Source organism: Saccharopolyspora erythraea, from assembly GCF_018141105.1.
Classification (GTDB): Bacteria; Actinomycetota; Actinomycetes; order Mycobacteriales; family Pseudonocardiaceae; genus Saccharopolyspora_D; species Saccharopolyspora_D erythraea_A.
This window is the reverse complement of the sequence record NZ_CP054839.1, coordinates 7141434-7159031: the sequence shown is the minus strand read 5'-3', so window position 1 is coordinate 7159031 and position 17598 is coordinate 7141434. Positions and strand designations below refer to the sequence as shown.

General features: G+C 72.4%; 17 protein-coding genes and 1 riboswitch. Of the genes, 5 read left to right on the top strand and 12 right to left on the bottom strand.

The genetic code is table 11. The annotated features are described in order from the left end of the window. Positions 1–41 precede the first annotated feature (41 nt). Positions 42–1436 carry a sensor histidine kinase gene (locus HUO13_RS37880; protein WP_249124227.1) on the bottom strand — a complete coding sequence of 465 codons (1395 nt, stop codon included), beginning with the start codon at positions 1434–1436 and terminating at the stop codon, positions 42–44. Continuing rightward, positions 1429–2112 carry a response regulator transcription factor gene (locus HUO13_RS31995; RefSeq protein WP_211898645.1) on the bottom strand — a complete coding sequence of 228 codons (684 nt, stop codon included), beginning with the start codon at positions 2110–2112 and terminating at the stop codon, positions 1429–1431. Before HUO13_RS31995 ends, HUO13_RS37880 begins: the two co-directional genes overlap by 8 nt. Positions 2113–2235: 123 nt before the next feature. Between HUO13_RS31995 and HUO13_RS31990 the strand changes: the two genes are divergently transcribed. Beyond that, entirely contained in the window at positions 2236–2613 is a 378-nt protein-coding gene (locus HUO13_RS31990) for a hypothetical protein (protein WP_211898644.1), read from the top strand. A 119-nt stretch (positions 2614–2732) separates the two neighbouring features. On the opposite strand, the gene HUO13_RS31985 is transcribed toward HUO13_RS31990, so the two are convergent. From HUO13_RS31985 to HUO13_RS31965, 5 genes are all read right to left on the bottom strand, one after another. After that, complete coding sequence (locus tag HUO13_RS31985; protein WP_211898643.1) at positions 2733–3578, bottom strand: ABC transporter permease; 846 nt, start codon at positions 3576–3578, stop codon at positions 2733–2735. Next, positions 3578–4561: an ABC transporter ATP-binding protein gene (locus HUO13_RS31980; RefSeq protein WP_211898642.1), complete on the bottom strand. Its 984-nt coding sequence runs from the start codon at positions 4559–4561 to the stop codon at positions 3578–3580. The genes HUO13_RS31985 and HUO13_RS31980 overlap by 1 nt, the downstream gene beginning before the upstream one ends. Before the next feature lie 123 nt (positions 4562–4684). Further along, positions 4685–5236 (bottom strand): hypothetical protein, encoded by a 552-nt coding sequence (locus tag HUO13_RS31975; protein WP_211898641.1) that lies wholly within the window; start codon positions 5234–5236, stop codon positions 4685–4687. 547 nt (positions 5237–5783) lie between these two features. After that, positions 5784–6899, bottom strand: a complete 1116-nt coding sequence (ald, locus tag HUO13_RS31970; RefSeq protein ID WP_211898640.1) for an alanine dehydrogenase — start codon at positions 6897–6899, stop codon at positions 5784–5786. Positions 6900–7149: 250 nt separating this feature from the next. Further along, positions 7150–8706, bottom strand: a complete 1557-nt coding sequence (locus HUO13_RS31965) for a PucR family transcriptional regulator (RefSeq protein ID WP_211898639.1) — start codon at positions 8704–8706, stop codon at positions 7150–7152. A 164-nt stretch (positions 8707–8870) separates the two neighbouring features. Then, a riboswitch (glycine riboswitch) is annotated at positions 8871–8978 on the top strand. A gap of 143 nt (positions 8979–9121) precedes the next feature. Here HUO13_RS31965 and gcvH point away from each other — a divergent pair. Continuing rightward, positions 9122–9493 carry a glycine cleavage system protein GcvH gene (gene gcvH / locus HUO13_RS31960; RefSeq protein WP_211898638.1) on the top strand — a complete coding sequence of 124 codons (372 nt, stop codon included), beginning with the start codon at positions 9122–9124 and terminating at the stop codon, positions 9491–9493. 29 nt (positions 9494–9522) lie between these two features. Next, entirely contained in the window at positions 9523–10878 is a 1356-nt protein-coding gene (locus tag HUO13_RS31955) for an L-serine ammonia-lyase (protein ID WP_211898637.1), read from the top strand. A gap of 68 nt (positions 10879–10946) precedes the next feature. Here the strand turns inward: HUO13_RS31955 and HUO13_RS31950 are convergent, their stop codons facing one another. The 3 genes from HUO13_RS31950 to HUO13_RS31940 form a co-directional block, all read right to left on the bottom strand. Continuing rightward, positions 10947–11291 carry a YidH family protein gene (locus tag HUO13_RS31950; RefSeq protein ID WP_211898636.1) on the bottom strand — a complete coding sequence of 115 codons (345 nt, stop codon included), beginning with the start codon at positions 11289–11291 and terminating at the stop codon, positions 10947–10949. Between the two features lie 24 nt (positions 11292–11315). Further along, on the bottom strand, positions 11316–11708 hold the full coding sequence (locus HUO13_RS31945; RefSeq protein WP_211898635.1) for a YidH family protein: 393 nt from the start codon (positions 11706–11708) through the stop codon (positions 11316–11318). Between the two features lie 369 nt (positions 11709–12077). After that, positions 12078–12494, bottom strand: a complete 417-nt coding sequence (locus HUO13_RS31940; RefSeq protein WP_211898634.1) for a subtilase-type protease inhibitor — start codon at positions 12492–12494, stop codon at positions 12078–12080. Positions 12495–12760: 266 nt separating this feature from the next. Here HUO13_RS31940 and HUO13_RS31935 point away from each other — a divergent pair, with 266 nt between their 5' ends. Further along, positions 12761–14101, top strand: coding sequence for an MFS transporter (locus HUO13_RS31935; RefSeq protein ID WP_211898633.1), 1341 nt, complete (start codon positions 12761–12763; stop codon positions 14099–14101). A 6-nt stretch (positions 14102–14107) separates the two neighbouring features. Here HUO13_RS31935 and HUO13_RS31930 read toward each other — a convergent pair whose 3' ends face one another. Both HUO13_RS31930 and HUO13_RS31925 read right to left on the bottom strand, forming a co-directional pair. Further along, positions 14108–15427 (bottom strand): AMP-binding protein, encoded by a 1320-nt coding sequence (locus HUO13_RS31930; RefSeq protein ID WP_211898632.1) that lies wholly within the window; start codon positions 15425–15427, stop codon positions 14108–14110. 183 nt (positions 15428–15610) lie between these two features. Continuing rightward, complete coding sequence (locus HUO13_RS31925) at positions 15611–16330, bottom strand: MerR family transcriptional regulator (protein ID WP_211898631.1); 720 nt, start codon at positions 16328–16330, stop codon at positions 15611–15613. Positions 16331–16428: 98 nt separating this feature from the next. Between HUO13_RS31925 and HUO13_RS31920 the strand changes: the two genes are divergently transcribed. Beyond that, positions 16429–17595, top strand: coding sequence for a CaiB/BaiF CoA transferase family protein (locus HUO13_RS31920; protein ID WP_211898630.1), 1167 nt, complete (start codon positions 16429–16431; stop codon positions 17593–17595). Positions 17596–17598: the final 3 nt, after the last annotated feature.

The following is a 17598-nucleotide window of genomic DNA, read 5'->3' as shown; positions in this document are numbered from 1 at the left end:
TTCCAAGCGGCTGCGCCGCTTGGAAGATCAAGACAGGGCCCTCAGGTTTGCGCCACGGTGTCCCGCGGCAGTCGTGCGACCAGGCACGCGCCGCTCTCGGAGTCTTCGGCTTCCAGCGTCCCGCCGTGGGCCGCGGCGATCTCGCGCGAGATCGGCAGTCCCAGCCCGCTGCCGCCGTCGTCGCGGCCTCGCGCGTCGTCGAGCCGCGTGAAGCGCTGGAACACCTTCTCGCGGTCGGCGGGCGGGATTCCCGGTCCGTCGTCGGCCACCTCCAGCACGGCCCACCGGCCCCGCGGCCGCACGGCCACGCGGACCGCGTCCACGGCGTGCCGCTCGGCGTTGTCGAGCAGATTGGTGAGCAGGCGGGTGAGCTGGGCGCGGTTGCCGCGCACCCGCACCGGCTCAGCGGTGTCCAGCACGACCGGCCCGGATCGCCTGCCGACCTCGGCGCGGACCAGGTCGGCCAGGTCGAGCAGGACAGACCGTGCGGGCGATCCGGCGTCCAGGCGTGCGAGCAGCAGGAGGTCGGAGGTCAATGCCTGCAAGCGGTCGAGATCGCCCAGCGCGTCGGCTGTCACCGAGGGCCAGTTCGCGCGTTCGGGGCGCCGCGCGGCCACCTCCAGCGGTGTTCGCACGGTCGCGAGGGGACTGCGCAGCTCGTGCGAGGCGTCGGCGATGAACTGCCGCTGCATCGCGACCGAGCGGTCGAGCCGGTCCAGCGTGCCGTTCATCGTGCGAGCCAGTTCAGCGACCTCGTCGCGGGTGTCGGGCACCGGCACCCTGCGGTGCAGGTCGTGCGTGGTGATCTCGGCGAACTCGCGGCGGATCGACTCCACCGGACGCAGCGCCCGGCCGGTGGCGAACCAGGTGATCACGGCGACCAGCAGCAGCAGCGCGGGCATCGCCAGCAGCAGTCCGCGCACCGCCGCGCCGGTGGCCTCGCGCACCGAGTCCAGGGTCGAGGAGGCGCTGACCACCCGGGGACCTTCCGGGGTGTCGACGGTCGTGCTCACCGTCCTGGCCGCGATGGGCACGCCTTCCGGCGGTGCGGCGGGCGTCCCGGCGGCGGATTCGGGAGGGATGGCCGGCACGGCCTCGGGTGCGGGAGGTGTGCCGGGCACCGCGGGCAACGCGACCTGCGCCGGTGTGGCGGCCAGCAGTTCGCCGTCGGGCGACTGCACCCGCAGCGTCGTCGCCTGCAACGGCTGCACCAGCACGCCCGGCCGGGCCTCCCGGAGCTGGGTGGCGACCTGGGTGACCTGCTGGTGCAGCACTCGTTCGGCCTCGTCGGTGAGGTGGCGCTGCAACTGGTCGACGAGCAGCAGCGAGGTCGCCAGCAGCGCCAGGGCGACCACCGCGGTGGCGGTGGCGGTCGCCCGCGCCCGGACCGACAGCCGCGACCACCGCCCCGGGCCGCGGGTGCGCCGCTCAGCCACGACCGCGCTCCGATGTCAGGCGGTAGCCCATGCCGCGCACGGTGCGGATGCTCCGCCGGTCGAAGGGGGCGTCGATCTTGCGTCGTAGCGCGCTGATGTGGACCTCGACCACGTTGGGGTCGCCCTCGTAGGCGAAGTCCCAGCAGCCCGCCAGGATCTCGCGCTTGGACACCACTTGGCCGTGCCTGCGGGCGAGCAGCTCGAGCACGGTGAACTCCTTGGCGGTCAGCGCGATCTCCTGGCCGCCGCGGCGGCAGATCCCGGTGGCCGGGTCGAGGTGGAGGTCGTCGACCCGCAGCGCGGCCGGACGCGGCTTGCCGCCTCGCCGCACCAGCGCGCGCAGCCGGGCCACCAGCACGACGAAGGAGAACGGCTTGCTCACGTAGTCGTCGGCGCCGACGTCGAGGGCGTCGGCCTCGTCGTACTCGCCGTCCTTGGCGGTCAGCATCAGAATCGGCGTCCAGACGCCGCGCTCCCGCAACCGGGAGCAGACCTGGTAGCCGTTGATCCCCGGCAGCAGGATGTCCAGCACGATCACGTCGTAGTCCCGGGCCGTGGCCTGCCGCAGACCCTCCGTGCCGTCGTGCACGGCGTCGACGACGAACCCCTCGGCGTCCAGCCCGGACCTGATCGCCGCCGCCAGGCGGACCTCGTCCTCGACCACCAGCACGCGCATGAGGCCGGAGTGTGCCAGGCGAACCTGAAGGAGCCTTCAGGTTCGTTCAGGGTCCCTTCAGGTCCCCGGCGGCAGGGTCGTGATCAGCCGGGGAATCGCCCCGGCGGCGAGAAAGGAAGCAGCATGCGAGTTCGCCGCATCGCCATCGTCGGGTGCGCCGTGGCCGCGCTGGGCCTCTCGGGAGGCGCCGCCGCGTTCGCCGAGGGGGAGCAGCTCCCGCTGATCCCGCTGGACCCCGGCAACGACCACGCGATCACTGTCCCGGCGCCGCCCGGCGTGCCCCACGTCCCGGGCCACCCCGTCGATCCCCCTGTTCCGGCGCTTCCCGGGGTGCCCGCGCTCCCGGGCCTCCCGGCGCTTCCCGTGGTGCCGGCGCTCCCGGCGCAGCCCGCGCAGCCGGGAGACCCGGCGGACGTCGTGGTGCCGCGCGACCCCGCCCAGCCGGGCGCTCCGGTCGAGCAGGCCCCGGTCGCCGACGACGTCGCGGTGCCCGCCCGCTGACGGCGGTGCGGCCCGCATCTGACGGCCTGGGCTGACGTCGGGGTACGTCCAGGCCGGCGTGGGGATGCGGAGGCCGGGGCCACCGAGGCGGCCCCGGCCTCCGTCCGCTCAGCCGGCGGTCACGTGATGTCCCGCCTGCGGCTGACCAGCCATCCGGCGACGCAGAACACCGCGGTGTAGCCGCAGAAGGTGAGCAGGCTGGCCCACCACGGGTGGTCGTAGGTGCCGCCGAAGATGAAGTGCAGCACCTGGAAGACCTCCTTCGGCGTCTCCGCCTCGTGCGGTCCGGCCGCCGCGGCGATGAAGATCGGCACCGCGAGGTTGCCGACGATGCCGTTGCCCGCCGCGCCCGGCAGGTAGGGCCCGATGTCGAAGGTGGCGCCGACCATCGCGGTGGAGACGATGAACTCGAAGACGAACTTGTAGACCAGCAGCGTGATGATGACGACCACCGGACTGGACACCAGCGCGCCGAACCCGACGCCGAGCAGCGTCCACAGGACCATCGCCAGCAGCCCGGCGCCGCCGACGGTGAACCAGTCCCCGGGGTCGCCGAAGCCGTCGAGGCCCGCCCCGACGAGCCCGCCCGCGCTGGAAAACAGCACGTTGACCAGACCGAAGAGCACCCCCATCGCGGCGTAGGTGACGAGCTTGGCGCCCAGCACCGCGCCGCGCGGGTTCGCCGTCAGGTAGGTGGTGGTGATGCTGCGGGTCCGATACTCCCCGGATACCGCCAGGCCGCCGAACAGCGCCGCGAACACGGTGCTGAAGTTGGTCGACATCGAGACGGTGAGCAGGCCCAGCGGCAGCGGGCCCCCGATCTCCTGCTCCAGCGAGGCGACGGTGCCGAACGCGGTGCCCAGCCAGCCCGCGCCGAAGCTCAGCACCGCGACCGGCAGCAGCAACGCCCACCACAGGTTCACGGAGAAGATCTTGCGCAGCTCCGCCCTGATCAGCGCGGCCATCAGCGACCACCCCCGAAGCCACCGTGGTGCTGGTGGCCGACGGCCGGTGGCGCCCAGTTCCCGGGCGGCGCCTGCGCCCCGGCGTACTGGCCGCTGGTGAGCTGGAAGAAGAGCTGCTCGAGATCGACCTGCTCGTCCTGCATGCCGTAGAGCGCGACGCCGGCCTCCAGCGCCAGGTCCGCGACCGCCCTGGAGTCGGCGCCGGTGATGGCGAGCCTGCCGTCCTGCAGGTACTCGGCAGACAGTCCGTGCTGTTCCAGCGCGGGCACCAGGGACGCCGGATCGGCGGCCTGCACCAGCACCCGGGAGCGCTGCGCCGCGCGCAGCTCGTCGAGGTGGCCGTTGTAGACGCACTGGCCGCGGCTGACGATCACGACGTGGTCGACGGTGTGCTCCATCTCCCGCAGCAGGTGGCTGGAGACCAGCACGGTGCGCCCGGTCGCGGCGAACGAGCGCAGGAAGCCGCGCAGCCACGCGATGCCCTCGGGGTCCAGGCCGTTGGACGGCTCGTCGAGAACCAGGATCTGAGGGTCTCCCAGCAGCGCGGTCGCCAGCGCCAGGCGCTGGCGCATGCCGAGCGAGAACCCGCCCGCACCGCGCCGGGCCGCGCTGGAGAGGCCGACCAGCTCCAACGCCTGGTCGGCCTGCCGGTCGGGCAGTCCCATCGCCGCCGCGTAGCAGCGCAGGTGGTCGCGGGCGCTGCGGCCGGGGTGGAAGCTCTGCGCCTCCAGCACGGCACCGACCACGGTGCCCGGGCGCGGGAGCCGGTGGAACGGCACCCCGTTGATCGTCGCGGTGCCGCTCGTGGGTGTGACCAGGCCGAGGATCATGCGCAGGGTGGTCGTCTTGCCGGACCCGTTCGGACCGAGGAACCCGGTCACCGCGCCCGGGTGCACGGTGAAGCCGAGGTCCTGGACCGCGTGGATCGGTCCGAAGCTCTTGCTGAGGTCCTGCGCGATGATCCGGCCACTGCCGTCGTGCACACGCTCCTCCATCGTCGCGGTTGGCGGTCGGCCGTCACCCATCCTGCCGCAGACAGGTGGGTGGGATGGGAGGAGTTGTGCGGAACACCGGCGATCCACCGCCCGTCCCGCGGTGCGGGGGGCCTACGTGGTGTGGGTGGTGGGCCAGCGGATCGGCCGCTCGCTGACCGAGGCCCGGTAGATCCTGGAGTGGTCGGTTTCCAGATGCCCGCCCGCCGGAGGGTGCCCCCGGAGCTCTCCGGCAGCGGCCTCGTCCAGCGCGAACTCCTCGGTGTCCCAGTCGCCCGGCCCTCGGCCGGAGTCGGAGGTGATCACGGTGGCGGAAACGGCCACCTCGCCCACCTCGCCCACCTCGGCCGGCTCGGCCGGCGGACGGCCGCGCAGCTTCCAGTGCAGCACGGCCGGGGCCAGGTCGGTCTGGTCGCCGAGCAGGCAGCGGTGCGCGGTCAGCCACACCGCGCACGGCCACTGCCTTCCGCGCAGCAGACCGGGGCAGGTCGGGCACCTGCCGTCGTGGTCGGGCCGGTGCGCCTTGAGCAGCGCCCGCAGGGCTTCCGAGAGCCGGTGCAGCTCGTTGCGCGCCACCGGCAGCAGCGCCGCCGGGTCGCCGTTGGCGGCTACCCGGTCCAGCGCGTCGAGCCGGTCCAGGACCGCGTGCCGGATTGCGATGTCCATCGCTGGTCTCCCACCGTCGTAATCCACGTTGGTGATGCCTCATCACCGGGCCGGACCAGTCGGCCCCACCTGATCGGTGGGAACCGACCCGCCGGACCCGCGGGATTTACTCCGAAGGGGGACATCGGCAGTCGGCGAGGACGCCTGCACGGGTGACGTGCGACCTTCATCCCATCGGGTGGTTATCGATTCCGGGTGAAATCGCCGGAATGACATTGCTCCAGTCGTCGGCAAACAGCCGATCGTGTCCTACACTGTGAGTGGCGGCCTGCTCCCGGTGACCCCCAGGCTGGTTGAGCGGGCCGCCCCAACATGCGTTGGTCTGCTCGGCCCCCGATCCACTCCGGCTCACGGCCCACCACGTGCCCGCATGCGGTCGTGTTCGGTCCTTTTCACCCGGGATTCGCCGGGTGTGCTGGCGAGAGGTTCCGGCGACCGGCGCGGTAGCGCTGAGTGATCGCCGTCGACGTTCTCCGGACGCGCGACCGCGCGTGGTTCCGGACGGGGCGCGGAACCACGCGCGGTCGGGGTCGGAATCGGCCCGGAGTCAGCTCAGGACGTCGTCCAGCGAGGCGGAGGACAGGCCGTGGGCCTCGGCGACCGGCTGGTTGACCAGCTTGCCGTCGTGGGTGTTGACGCCCAGCGCCAGCGCCTGGTCCGCGCGGCAGGCGTTCTGCCACCCGTTGTCGGCGATGCGCAGCGCGTACGGCAGCGTCACGTTGGTCAGCGCGTGCGTCGAGGTGTTCGGGACCGCGCCCGGCATGTTCGCCACGCAGTAGAAGACCGAGTCGTGCACGCGGTAGGTCGGGTCGTCGTGCGTCGTGGGACGCGAGTCGGCGAAGCAGCCGCCCTGGTCGATGGCGATGTCCACCAGCACGCTGCCCGGCTTCATCTCCGAGACCAGGTGGTTGGAGACCAGCTTCGGGGCCTTCGCACCCGGGATCAGCACCGCGCCGATCACCAGATCGGCGGCGCGGACGGCCTGCTCGACCGTGTAGCGGTTGGACGCCACGGTGCGGATCTGGCCGCGGAAGTCGCGGTCGATCTCGCGCAGCTTGTCGACGTTGGTGTCGAGCAGCTCCACGTCGGCACCCATGCCCAGCGCGACGCTGGCCGCGTTCAGGCCGGCGACACCGCCGCCGATCACCACGACGCGGGCCGGGTGCACACCCGGCACACCGCCCGGCAGGACGCCGCGGCCGCCGCTCGGGCGCATCAGCGCGTAGGCGCCCATCTGCGGCGCCAGCCGCCCGGCGACCTCGCTCATCGGCGCCAGCAGCGGCAGGCTGCCGTTGCCGCTCTGCACGGTCTCGTAGGCGATGCCGGTGACGCCGGAGGCGAGCATGGCCTCGGTCAGCTCCGAGGAAGCCGCCAGGTGCAGGTAGGTGAACAGCACCTGGTCGCGGCGCAGCCGCGGGTACTCCTCGGCGATGGGCTCCTTGACCTTGAGGACGAGCTGGCCCTCGGCCCACACCTCGTCGGCGGTCGGCAGGACCTTCGCGCCTGCGGCGAGGTAGTCCTCGTCGGGGATGGACGACCCGGCACCCGCCTGCGCCTCGACGAAGACCTCGTGGCCGCGGCTGGTGAATTCGTGCACGCCGGCCGGCGTGATCGCGACCCGGTACTCGTTGTTCTTGATCTCGCGCGGAACTGCGATCTTCACGGCGCAATCCTTTCTCGGTCTGTTGCGCATCACGATCCGCCGCCGTCGCCGGGCTCGCATCATTCCGCGCAGATGAGATTGCCCAGGTGGGTTTGTGCCGCGGGCACAACGGTGCTCCGCAGCGCCCTGCCGCCGATCACGGTTCGTGCGGGATGCGCGGTCCGTGCTCGCACCGCGAGTGCGCGGTGCTCCTTCGCCGATGGAGGGCGGGTTCGGGACGACGTCGCCCCGGTTTCACCCGTGCGGGTGGCTAGCGCTGGCGGGCCCACCGCGCGGCGAGGAGCTGCACGAGCAGGGCGGACCGGACGTCGGGGTCGTCGAGGTCGACGTCGACGAGCTGGGTGATCCGCTTCATCCGGTACCGGAAGGTGTTCGGGTGCACGCGCAGGTCGTGGCTGGCCGTGCGCGGGTCGCCGGGGTGGCGCAGCCAGGCGTGCAGCGTGTTCAGGTACTCGGTGCCCTGCGAGCGGTCGTGCTCCCGCAACAACGGCAGCGGCCCCAGCGAGCCGACCCCGGCGTCGGTGGCGGTGCCCGCCATCCGGTTGAGCACCAGCAGGTGCCAGAGGTCCTCGTACACCGCGAGCCGGTCGGGCACCTGCCCCGCGCGCAGCAGGGCGAGCAGCTCGTCGGCCTCCGACCGCGACCGGTGCAGGTCCGCGACGCCGACCGCCGTACCCACCGCCACCAGCGGTTTCGCCTGGCCTTCGGCCGCGGTCAGCGCGTCGCGCAGCACCGGCCAGCCGCCAGCCCCCGGCCGGTCGGGCACGAGCGCGTAGAGGACGTTGCCGACCTCGGTCACCAGCGGCCTGCGACCGACGCCGCGGGTGATCCACTCCCACATCGCCAGCCGGTGCCCCTCAGCCTCCTCGGCCGACGTGCTGACCTCGATCGCGGCCACCCGGTGCGGGTCGTGCGAGACCCCCAGCTCGCTCGCGGCGACCCGCCAGCGGTCGCCGCCCTCCAGCAGCTGGCGCACCTGGTCGGCCGAGCGCTGCCGCTCCGCGTCGGCGACGGCCCGCCAGCGCAGCAGTTGCAGCGCGACCAGCGGGGCGGTGTCGGCGAAGGCCGTCGAGCGCTCCACGGAGACCTCGCCGGGCACCACCGCCCACATCGACCCCAGCAGCTCGCCGCCCATCCGGATCGGCACCACCAGCCTGGGCAGCGTGCCGTCCTGCTGACCGGGCACGAAGATCGCCGAACTGCCCTTGCTGAGCTGCCGGAACGTGCCGCGCGCGCGGAACTTGGCGAGCACGTCGTCGGGCTGCTTGCGGCCCATGATCGTCGACACCCGGGCCGGGTCGGTCAGGTCCTGGCGCGCCGAGTACGCCAGCACCTGGGAGTGCGCGTCCTCGATGGTCACCGGGGCGTCGACCACGTCGGCCACGGCGTCGGCCAGCTTGAACAGGTCGCCCAGACCGGGGCTTCGGGTGTCGGTGTCCTCCACCGCCGTGCCCGCCAGCGCGGCCCGGATCAGCCACACCAGCTGCGCCCACGCCGTGCCCGGCCGCACCTCCACCAGCGCGAGCCCGGTGTCCTCCGCGGTGGTGAGGACGGCCGGGTCCCCGCAAAGAGGCGGCTTGAGCAGGACCGCGGCCGCACCCTGCGCGCCGCACTCGCGCGTCAGGCGCACGGCCGCGTCGCGGTCGCCCACGGCCACGCCGAGCACCAGGTCTCCTTCGGCGACCGTCAGCGGCTGGTCGGGTTCGGCGATCACGACGTCGCCGACGCAGTCGGTGGAACCGGGCAGGATCACGGTTCGCAACAGCGTCGGCCCGACCCGCTCGATCACCGCCCGGATGTCCAGCATCACCAGCCTCCTCGTTGGGGCCCCAGCGTCTTCCCAGCCTAAACACGCTCGCCGGCGGGTGGTCGGCCGCGCACGCGGGGCGCCCGGCCGTGGGGGAGCCATTGACAGCTCGGCAGCTCCGTTTATGGTTCGTGTCGGTACACCCACAACCGCATACCGGCCGCAGACCCCGGGCGGGAGAGCCCCTGCGCTGCCGCGCGAGCAGCAGAACAGGGCGCCGAAGGAGCAAGACTCCCCGCAAACTCTCAGGCACCCATGACCGTCCGGGCGAGGCGACTCTGGAAAGCGTGCGTTCCGACGCCGCACCCACGGTGCAAGCCGCGACGGCGCGGTGAAGCTCTCAGGTTCCGCAACAGAGGGGGAGGCACACCATCCCGGGCATCGCCATGCCCTCGACAGCGACGGAGCCTCCCGCATGTCCCTTCCCGCCAACCTGCGCTACACCCGCGAGCACGAGTGGATCGAGGACCGCGACGACGTGGTCCGCATCGGCATCACCCCCTACGCCGCCGAGGCGCTCGGCGACATCGTCTACGTGCAGCTTCCCGCGGTCGGCGAGCAGATCGAGGCCGGCCAGACGTGCGGTGAGCTGGAGTCGACCAAGTCGGTCAGCGACCTCTACGCGCCGGTCACCGGCGAGGTCGTGGCGATCAACGAGTCCGTGGTGGACGATCCTGCCCAGGTCAACGCCGAGCCGTTCGGCGCGGGCTGGCTGCTGGAGGTGCGCGCCACAGGCACCGGCGAGGTGCTCAGCGCCGAGCAGTACGCCGAACTGACCGGGGAGTAGCCGGACGACGGCGCTAGGAGGACGGATCAATGGCGATCAGCGTCTTCGACCTTTTCTCGGTGGGGATCGGACCGTCGAGCTCGCACACGGTGGGACCGATGCGTGCGGCGGCGATGTTCGTTGCGCGGTTGGCTGCCGCGGGACGGTTGTCCGAGGTGTGCCGGGTCAAGGCCGAGTTGTTCGGGTCGTTGGGTGCCACGGGGCATGGTCATGGCAGTCCGAAGGCGGTGCTGCTGGGGCTGGAGGGCCATGCGCCGGAGTCGGTGGACCCGGCGGCGGTGGCGCCGCGGGTGGCCGAGATCGGTGAGACGGGCCGGTTGCGGTTGGACGGGGCGCGCGAGATCGCGTTCTCGGTGGATCGTGATCTGGTGATGCATCGCCGCCGCTCGTTGCCGGTGCATCCGAACGGGATGCGGTTCACCGCGTGGGACGGCTCGGGTGCCGAGCTGGTGTCGTCGGTGTTCTATTCGGTCGGTGGCGGGTTCGTGGTGGACGACGAGGCCACGGGCGCGGACCGGATCAAGCCGGATGCCACCGAGGTCGCGTGGCCGTTCACCACGGGTGAGCGGTTGCTGGCGCGCACCGCGGAGTCGGGGCTGTCGATCAGCGGGGTCATGCTGGCCAACGAGCTGGCGTGGCGCGGTGAGGACGCGGTGCGCAAGGAGTTGCTGCACATCTGGGCCGTGATGGCCGAGTGCGTGGCCAACGGGTGCGCCAACACCGGTGAGCTGCCGGGTGGGTTGCGGGTGCGTCGCCGGGCGGCGGCGTTGGCGTCGAGCCTGACGGCGGCCGACGATCCGATGGAGTGGGTCACGCTGTTCGCACTGGCGGTCAACGAGGAGAACGCCGCGGGTGGCCGGGTGGTCACGGCGCCGACCAACGGCGCGGCGGGGATCGTGCCCGCGGTGCTGCACTACTACACGCGGTTCGTGCCGGGTGCCGATGAGGACGGTGTGGTGCGGTTCTTGCTGGCGGCGGGCGCGATCGGGGTGCTGTTCAAGGAGAACGCGTCGATTTCGGGCGCCGAGGTGGGCTGCCAGGGCGAGGTCGGGTCGGCGTGTTCGATGGCTGCGGCGGGCCTGGCCGAGGTGCTGGGCGGTACGCCCGCGCAGGTGGAGAACGCGGCGGAGATCGCGATGGAGCACAACCTGGGTCTGACGTGTGACCCGATCGGCGGGTTGGTGCAGATTCCGTGCATCGAGCGCAATGCGGTGGCGTCGGTGAAGGCGATCACGGCGGCGCGGATGGCGCTGCGGGGTGATGGTGCGCATTTCGTGTCGTTGGACAAGGTGATCAAGACGATGCGGGAGACCGGCCGGGACATGAAGGTCAAGTACAAGGAGACCGCCCGGGGCGGCCTGGCCGTCAACGTCATCGAATGCTGAGCGCGGTGTTCGTCTGACAGGGCTCCGGAGGTGCTGCACCTCCGGAGCCCTTGTCCACTGTGGACGACTCAGGTCGTGAGCACGTACACCAGGCCCGTGCAGCCGCCGAGGACGGCCAGCACCGCCACCGCCGCGGGCAGGATGCCGTCCGGCAGCGGGGCCTCCGCGCGCAGGCTGCGTTCGGTCCGGCGGTGCCGGCGCCAGGTGACCAGGGCGATGCCGGCGCAGAGCGGCAGCGTGAACACGGCGCACGCGGTGGCGGCGGCGAGGCTGTTGTGGGCGATGAGCCGCAGCAGCACAAGCAGCCCGACGGCGAACGACAGGATCGTGCGCAGCCAGGCCAGCGTCGTGCGCTCGTTCTGGAGGCCGGGGTCCCAGGGGCCGCGAGGTTCCTCCGGCCCTTCACCGGACATGGTGCTCGGCTCCCCGCGGCATCGTCAGATCCCCGTGGCGAAGAGCAGGACGCACGCCATGACGCCGATCGCGGTGAGCCCGAAGCCCAGCAGCGGGGCCAGTTTCGGCGCGGGGAGCGCGTCGCCCGCGCGCATCGCCCGCTCGGTCGCGACCCAGCGGCCGAAAGCCGTTGCGCTGCAAGCCACACCGCCGAGCAGGAGCAGCACGGCAAGCGCTGTCCTCAGTGGACCTCCCGCTTCGTGCGCCACCGCGTTGAGCGCCTCCACGCCGACGCCCGCGGCCATCAGCGCCAGCGAGGTCCGGATCCACGCCAGGAAGGTGCGTTCGTTGGCGAGGGTGAACCGGGGGTCGGGCTCGTCGCCCACCTCGTAGAGCCGCCGCGGCCAGCGGCGGCCGCCGGTGCCGTCTGCTGCCATGGGTCCACAGTAACGCGTCCGAATGCCGGGACGGCGGTGCTGACCAGCGCAATGCGCCGGGAGGGCATTCGGGCGAGTCGCGGAGGCCCGACGGGGTCGCGGAAAGCCCCCGCCCGGTGGCCGGCTCGTCGGATGCCGGCCCGGGCGGGGGCCTCTGGGCGCCGCCTGCGGTCCGCCCGGTGGAGCCGGGTCGGACGCGGGGCGTCCGGTCCGGTGGCCGGATGACCGGCCACCGGTGGTCCGGCGCTCGAAGGCCGCCGACTGACGGCCGGGCCGGCGGCGGACCGGGGATCTTTCACGCGTGGTTCGCGTAGCGGCGCGGGCTGGTCCCGCGCCGCGAGCGGCGGACGCCGCTCGCGGAACGCCGGGCTAGAACGAGAACACCTCGCCGGTGTGCGACTTGGCCACGCAGACGTTGGCGAACTCGCGCTCGAAGTTCACCGACTTGCCCCGCCAGGTGCCGGTCGCGCGGAGCGTGACCTTCTTGAGGTCCAGCGTGCACATCGCGGGCGCCGGCTCCTTGGTCAGCTCCTGGAAGTCACCGTTGACGCCGGTGAGGTTGTCGCAGGCGGCGGGTGCGTTCGGGTGCGTGCCGCCGGTCGGCTCGCAGGTGAGCACGGCGGAGCGGAACTGCGCGGTACCGGGCTGCCCGGTGACCGTGAGGTTGAGGCTGCTGGCGGCCACCACCGGCATCGTGGCGGCACCCGCCGCCACCGGGACGAGAGCGGCTGCGGTGGTCACCAGAGCCGCCGACGCGATGTGGCCGATCAGCCGGGTTGCGGTCATCTCGTGTTCCTCCTGTGGGTTGCGGAGAAGACTCGATCCCCTTTATCGCCGGAATTCCGCTGGATGCGGCAACAGCCGTCGGGTGTCCACCTGAACGAGGTTCACCCATCCCGGTTTTCATCACTCTGCGTCGGGATTCGTGGTCAAGAGTCGGGATCAGGCTTCGCCCGGAAGGGGCAGTGTGGAAAATTCGATGTGGACGACCGCGCCCGCACTCGACATCGTTGTGGGCGCAGCCGAGTGGCGGACGAGGCCGGGAGGGCCGGATGGCAGTCGAACCGAGGAGCGCCCCGTCGGGCGCCGAGGTGCGCAGGGCGGCGTTCGCCAGCGCGGTCGGCAACACGATCGAGCTGTACGACTTCCTCATCTACGGCACGGCCGCCGCCGTGGTGTTCAACAAGCTGTTCTTCGCGGCGAGCGATCCCTGGGTCGGCGTGCTGCTGGCGTTCGCGACCTTCGGCGCGGGGTTCCTGGCCCGCCCGCTGGGAGCCGCGGTCATCGGCCACTACGGCGACCGGCTCGGCCGCAAGCTGATGCTGGTGATCACGCTCAGCGTCACCGGGGTGTGCACCGCGGCGATCGGCCTGCTGCCGACCTACGAGCAGGTCGGTGTGTGGGCTCCGCTGGCGCTGGTGGTGCTGCGCGTGGTCCAGGGGTTCTTCCTCGGCGGCGAGCAGGGCGGCGCGGTGCTGATGGCCGTCGAGCACGCTCCGCCGAACCGGCACGGCTGGTACGGCGGCTGGACCTTCATCGGCTCCCCGACCGGGCTGTTCCTGGCGACCGGGGCGTTCTCGGCGGCCACCGCCATCTCCGGCGACCAGTTCCTCACCTGGGGCTGGCGGGTGCCGTTCCTGCTGAGCCTGGTGCTGGTCGGGGTCGGGCTGTACGTGCGGCTGCGGCTGGCGGAGTCGCCGGAGTTCGCCCGCATCCGCGAGCACGGGCAGCGCGCGCGGCTGCCGATCACCGACGCGTTCGCGACCTCCTGGCGCCAGATCCTGCTCTCGGCGGGGGTGAACCTCGGGTTCAACACCTTCATCTTCATCCTGGCGACCTTCCTGCTGTCCTACGGCATCGAGGCCCTGGGGGTGTCCAGGGAGCTGATGCTGACGGGCAGCCTCGCCGGTTCGGCCGCGCAGATCATCGGGATCCTGGTCTTCGCCCACCTCTCCGACGTCCTGGGCCGCACCAGGGTGATGCTGGGCGGCGGCATCTTCCTGGCCCTCTACGCGTTCCCGATGTTCTGGCTGCTCGACACCCGTTCACCCGCGCTGATCGTGCTGGCGATGGTGCTCGGCTACGCGGGTTCGGCGGCGGTTTTCGGCCCCATGGCGGCGTTCTGCGCGGAGCTGTTCGACACCAGGGTCCGGTACACGGGGGTGTCGCTGGGCTACCAGAGCGGTTCGGTGCTCGGCGGCGGCCTCTCGCCGTTCGTGGCCACCGCGCTGCTGGGCGCGGCGGGCGGTGCCTCGTGGCCGATCGCGGCGTACCTGGTGGTCGGCTCGCTGGTCACCGTGGTCTGCCTGGCGCTGACCGGTGATCCGCGGCGGTTCGCCCGCGAGTCCGGTTCCGCCGAGCGGAGCGCGGAACAGGGCGGCCGGCCTGGCTGAGCCGGGTCAGTCCGGGCGGGCCCGGTGGGTCACCACAAGGAAACCGTCCTCGTCGAGGCTGCCCGCGTCGCCGGTGCGCAGCCAGCCGTCGGCGTCGGTCACCGGCTTGATCACGCCGTCGGGCTGGAGGTGTCCGGGGCAGACGACCGGGCCCCGCACCAGGATTTCGCCGTCGTCGGCGATGCGCACCTCCACGCCGGGCATGCCTCGGCCCGCCGTGCCGGGCCGCGAGGCGCCCGCGTGGTTGGCGGTGGCGAAGCCGCTGGTCTCGGCGGTGCCCCAGCTCTGGCGGATGTCGACGCCCAGCGACGCGAACAGCTCCAGCACCCGGGCCTCCAGCGGGGCCGAGCCGCTGGAGGCCCAGACGACCTCGCCGAGGCCGAGGCGGGCGCGGAGCCGTCGCCGCGCCTGGGCGGTGGACATCCGGTGCGGCGCGACCGACTCCGCATCCGCCGCCAGTTCCTCCCACACCCGCGGGGCGCCGAAGAACGCCGCGGGCCGCAGTTCCGGCAGGGCGGCGGCGGCCCGCGCGGCGTCGGCGCACAGGTGAACGTGCGCGGCGCTGTGGATGGCCGAGTACATGCCGAGCATCCGGTCGGCGGCATCGGTCAGCGGCCGGTAGCAGATCGTGTTGGCATGCCTGGGAATTCCGGTGATGCGCTCCAGTGCCGCGGCGGCGTAGCCGATGTTGCGATGGGTCAGCACCACGCACTTGTCCTCGCGGGCGCGCTCGGTCGTGTAGAGGATCGTGGCGGGCCGGTCCGGGGTGAGTGACTCCCGCTGCCGGGCCACGGTCCCGGGATCGTCGGCCAGCAGCCGCCGTCCCAGCGACAGCAGCGCTTCCCAGGTGAGGAACCGTGGTTCGCCGGCGGGAACCGCCTCGCGGTCCATGACCACGACGTGCTCGATCGCCGTCGGCTCGCGCAGCGCCGACGACCAGCGCCCCACCTGGTCGGCGCCCTCCACGACGACCACCCTGGCCCTGCTGTGCCTGGCCAGGTACAGCACGTGGTCGCTGGCGTGGCTGCCGTGGACGGTGGCGGGCACCGCGCCGAGGTGCGTCGCGGCCACGTCGGCGAGCCAGTGCTCGGCGCGGTTGGACATCATGGTCAGCATGGTCTGACCGCGTTGCAGGCCCAGCGAGCGGAGTCCGGCCGCGATGGTGTCGACCTCGGCGCCGGCCTGGCCCCAGGTCCAGGTGCGCCTACTCCCGCCGCGGTGTTCGGTCAGCGCGGGATGTTCCGGATGTTCTTTGGTATTCCGGGAGAAAAGGGACGGGATCGTCGTTTCGAGAGCGGTGGCGGCCCAGGACTGCGAAACGCCCATCGCTGCGGTCTCCCCTCGACGCGCGTGACGATCGTCACCAATGGCGATGAAACCGCATCGGCCCGGGCTTTGGCCAGGAATCGGCGGAACCCGCCGCGAATGGCCGTGTCGGTTGCGAGGGCGGGCCAAGCGGTTGCGCCGCTTCGAAGACCACCGACAGGCACGAAAATCAGGTGCGGGCGCTCAGACGTGGTCGCGGATGACGTCGTTGACCGCGCGCTGGAAGCCGTTGACCAGAACCTGGATCGTCAGCGGCCGCAACTGGTCGGTCGCGGCGCGGACCCGGTCGCGTTCCTGCTCGGGACGTCCGCGCTCGACGTAGGGCCGCAGCACGTTGGCGGCGAACAGCTCCCGCAGCTCGACGGCGATCTGCGCGGTGTGCTGCTCGACGATCCCCTTGGCCTGCACCAGCATCTCCAGCGGCAGGGCGAGGTCGAGGATCTGCAGGCCGACGCCGAGCATGGCGGTGCTGGGCAGCCGCAGCCGGTCCGGCTCGTCGGGGAGGCGCTCGAGGACGCCGAGCGCGACGAGCTGCTCGATCAGCTCGTCGTCGAGGTGCCGTCCGGCGCGCTGGTTGAGCTCGTGGCGGTCGAGGTCCTCGCTCTGGTCGCTGGTCCACGGCGCGAGCAGCGCCCGTTGCAGGGCGAGGTCCTCGGGAGTGGCGTCGGCGGGGATGCGCTCCAGGTGCCGTTCGATCGCCGACAGGGTGAACCCCAGCGCCTGCAGGTCGCGGATCAGGTCGAGGCGGGCCAGGTGGTCGCCGCCGTAGAGGCCGAGCCTGCCTCGCAGGCGCGGTGGCGGGAGCAGACCGCGGGAGGAGTAGAACCGCACGGTGCGCACGGTGACGCCGGCCCGTGCGGCCAGCTCGTCGATGGTGAGCTCTTCGTCGGCGGTTCGGAGCATGCCGGGGACGATACTCCTTGACCGCTGTAACACCAGCGATGTAACACTAACTGCGTCGCGTTTGGTGTGGCCGGTGACACAGGACGGAAGGTGCGGGTGTGGCAGGCACAGGCAACAGCGGGCCGCTGGCGGGCGTGCGGGTCGTGGAGCTGGCCGGGCTGGGGCCCGCGCCGTTCTGCGCGATGCTGCTCGCCGACCTCGGGGCCGACGTCGTGCTCGTGGACCGCCCGGGGGCGGGCGCGCGGGTCGACCGCCCGGAGGGCTCGGACCAGACCGACCTGCTCAACCGGGGCAAGCGGTCGATCGCGGTGGACCTCAAGCACGAGCGCGGCGCCGCGGCGGTGCTCGCCCTCGCCGAACGCGCCGACGTCCTGCTGGAGGGACTGCGGCCCGGTGTCGCCGAACGGCTCGGCGTCGGTCCGCGGCAGTGCTGGGAGGTCAACCCGCGGCTGGTCTACGGCCGGATGACCGGCTGGGGCCAGGACGGGCCGCTCGCGCCGACGGCCGGGCACGACATCGGCTACATCGCGCTGACCGGCATGCTGCACGCCATCGGCAGGGCGGGCGGACCGCCGCAGGTCCCGCTCAACCTGCTCGGCGACTTCGGCGGCGGCTCGATGTACCTGGCGGTCGGGGTGCTCGCGGCCCTGCTGGAAGCGCGCGGCAGCGGGCGCGGGCAGGTCGTCGACGCATCCATTGTGGACGGCGCCGCGCACCTCGCTACGATGATCCACGGGATGCGCGCCGCGGGTGGCTGGAGCGCCGAGCGCGGTACGAACCTGCTGGACACCGGGGCCCCGTTCTACGACGTCTACGAAACCGCCGACGGCGAGCACATGGCCGTCGGCGCGCTGGAACCGAAGTTCTACGCCGAACTGGTCGAACGGCTCGGCGCGGAGGACCTGCCCGACCGCGGCGACCCGGCGAACTGGCCGGAGCTGCGCAGGCGGTTCGCCGAGATCTTCGCCCGGCGCACCCGTGCGGAGTGGACCGAGGTCTTCGACGGCTCCGACGCCTGCGTCGCGCCGGTGCTGTCGATGACCGAGGCGCCGCGGCACCCGCACGTCGCCGCCCGCGGGACGCTCGTCGAGCGCGAAGGCGTGCTCCAGCCCGCACCGGCGCCGCGCTTCTCCCGAACCCCGAACCCGGCGCCCCGCGCGGTGCCCGCCACCGGGGCGGACGCCGCCGCGGTCCTGGACCAGTGGCAGGTGTCCGGGGCCGCCGAACTGCTCGACTCAGGTGCGATCGCCCGAAAGGAAGCGTGACCG

Coding starts and splice junctions, on each gene's coding strand:
- HUO13_RS31995 (WP_211898645.1), bottom strand. CDS start 2,112: ATGCGCGTGCTGGTGGTCGAGGACGAGGTCCGCCTGGCGGCGGCGATC.
- HUO13_RS31990 (WP_211898644.1), top strand. CDS start 2,236: ATGCGAGTTCGCCGCATCGCCATCGTCGGGTGCGCCGTGGCCGCGCTG.
- HUO13_RS31985 (WP_211898643.1), bottom strand. CDS start 3,578: ATGGCCGCGCTGATCAGGGCGGAGCTGCGCAAGATCTTCTCCGTGAAC.
- HUO13_RS31975 (WP_211898641.1), bottom strand. CDS start 5,236: ATGGACATCGCAATCCGGCACGCGGTCCTGGACCGGCTCGACGCGCTG.
- HUO13_RS31965 (WP_211898639.1), bottom strand. CDS start 8,706: ATGCTGGACATCCGGGCGGTGATCGAGCGGGTCGGGCCGACGCTGTTG.
- gcvH (WP_211898638.1), top strand. CDS start 9,122: ATGTCCCTTCCCGCCAACCTGCGCTACACCCGCGAGCACGAGTGGATC.
- HUO13_RS31955 (WP_211898637.1), top strand. CDS start 9,523: ATGGCGATCAGCGTCTTCGACCTTTTCTCGGTGGGGATCGGACCGTCG.
- HUO13_RS31950 (WP_211898636.1), bottom strand. CDS start 11,291: ATGTCCGGTGAAGGGCCGGAGGAACCTCGCGGCCCCTGGGACCCCGGC.
- HUO13_RS31945 (WP_211898635.1), bottom strand. CDS start 11,708: ATGGCAGCAGACGGCACCGGCGGCCGCCGCTGGCCGCGGCGGCTCTAC.
- HUO13_RS31940 (WP_211898634.1), bottom strand. CDS start 12,494: ATGACCGCAACCCGGCTGATCGGCCACATCGCGTCGGCGGCTCTGGTG.
- HUO13_RS31935 (WP_211898633.1), top strand. CDS start 12,761: ATGGCAGTCGAACCGAGGAGCGCCCCGTCGGGCGCCGAGGTGCGCAGG.
- HUO13_RS31930 (WP_211898632.1), bottom strand. CDS start 15,427: ATGGGCGTTTCGCAGTCCTGGGCCGCCACCGCTCTCGAAACGACGATC.
- HUO13_RS31925 (WP_211898631.1), bottom strand. CDS start 16,330: ATGCTCCGAACCGCCGACGAAGAGCTCACCATCGACGAGCTGGCCGCA.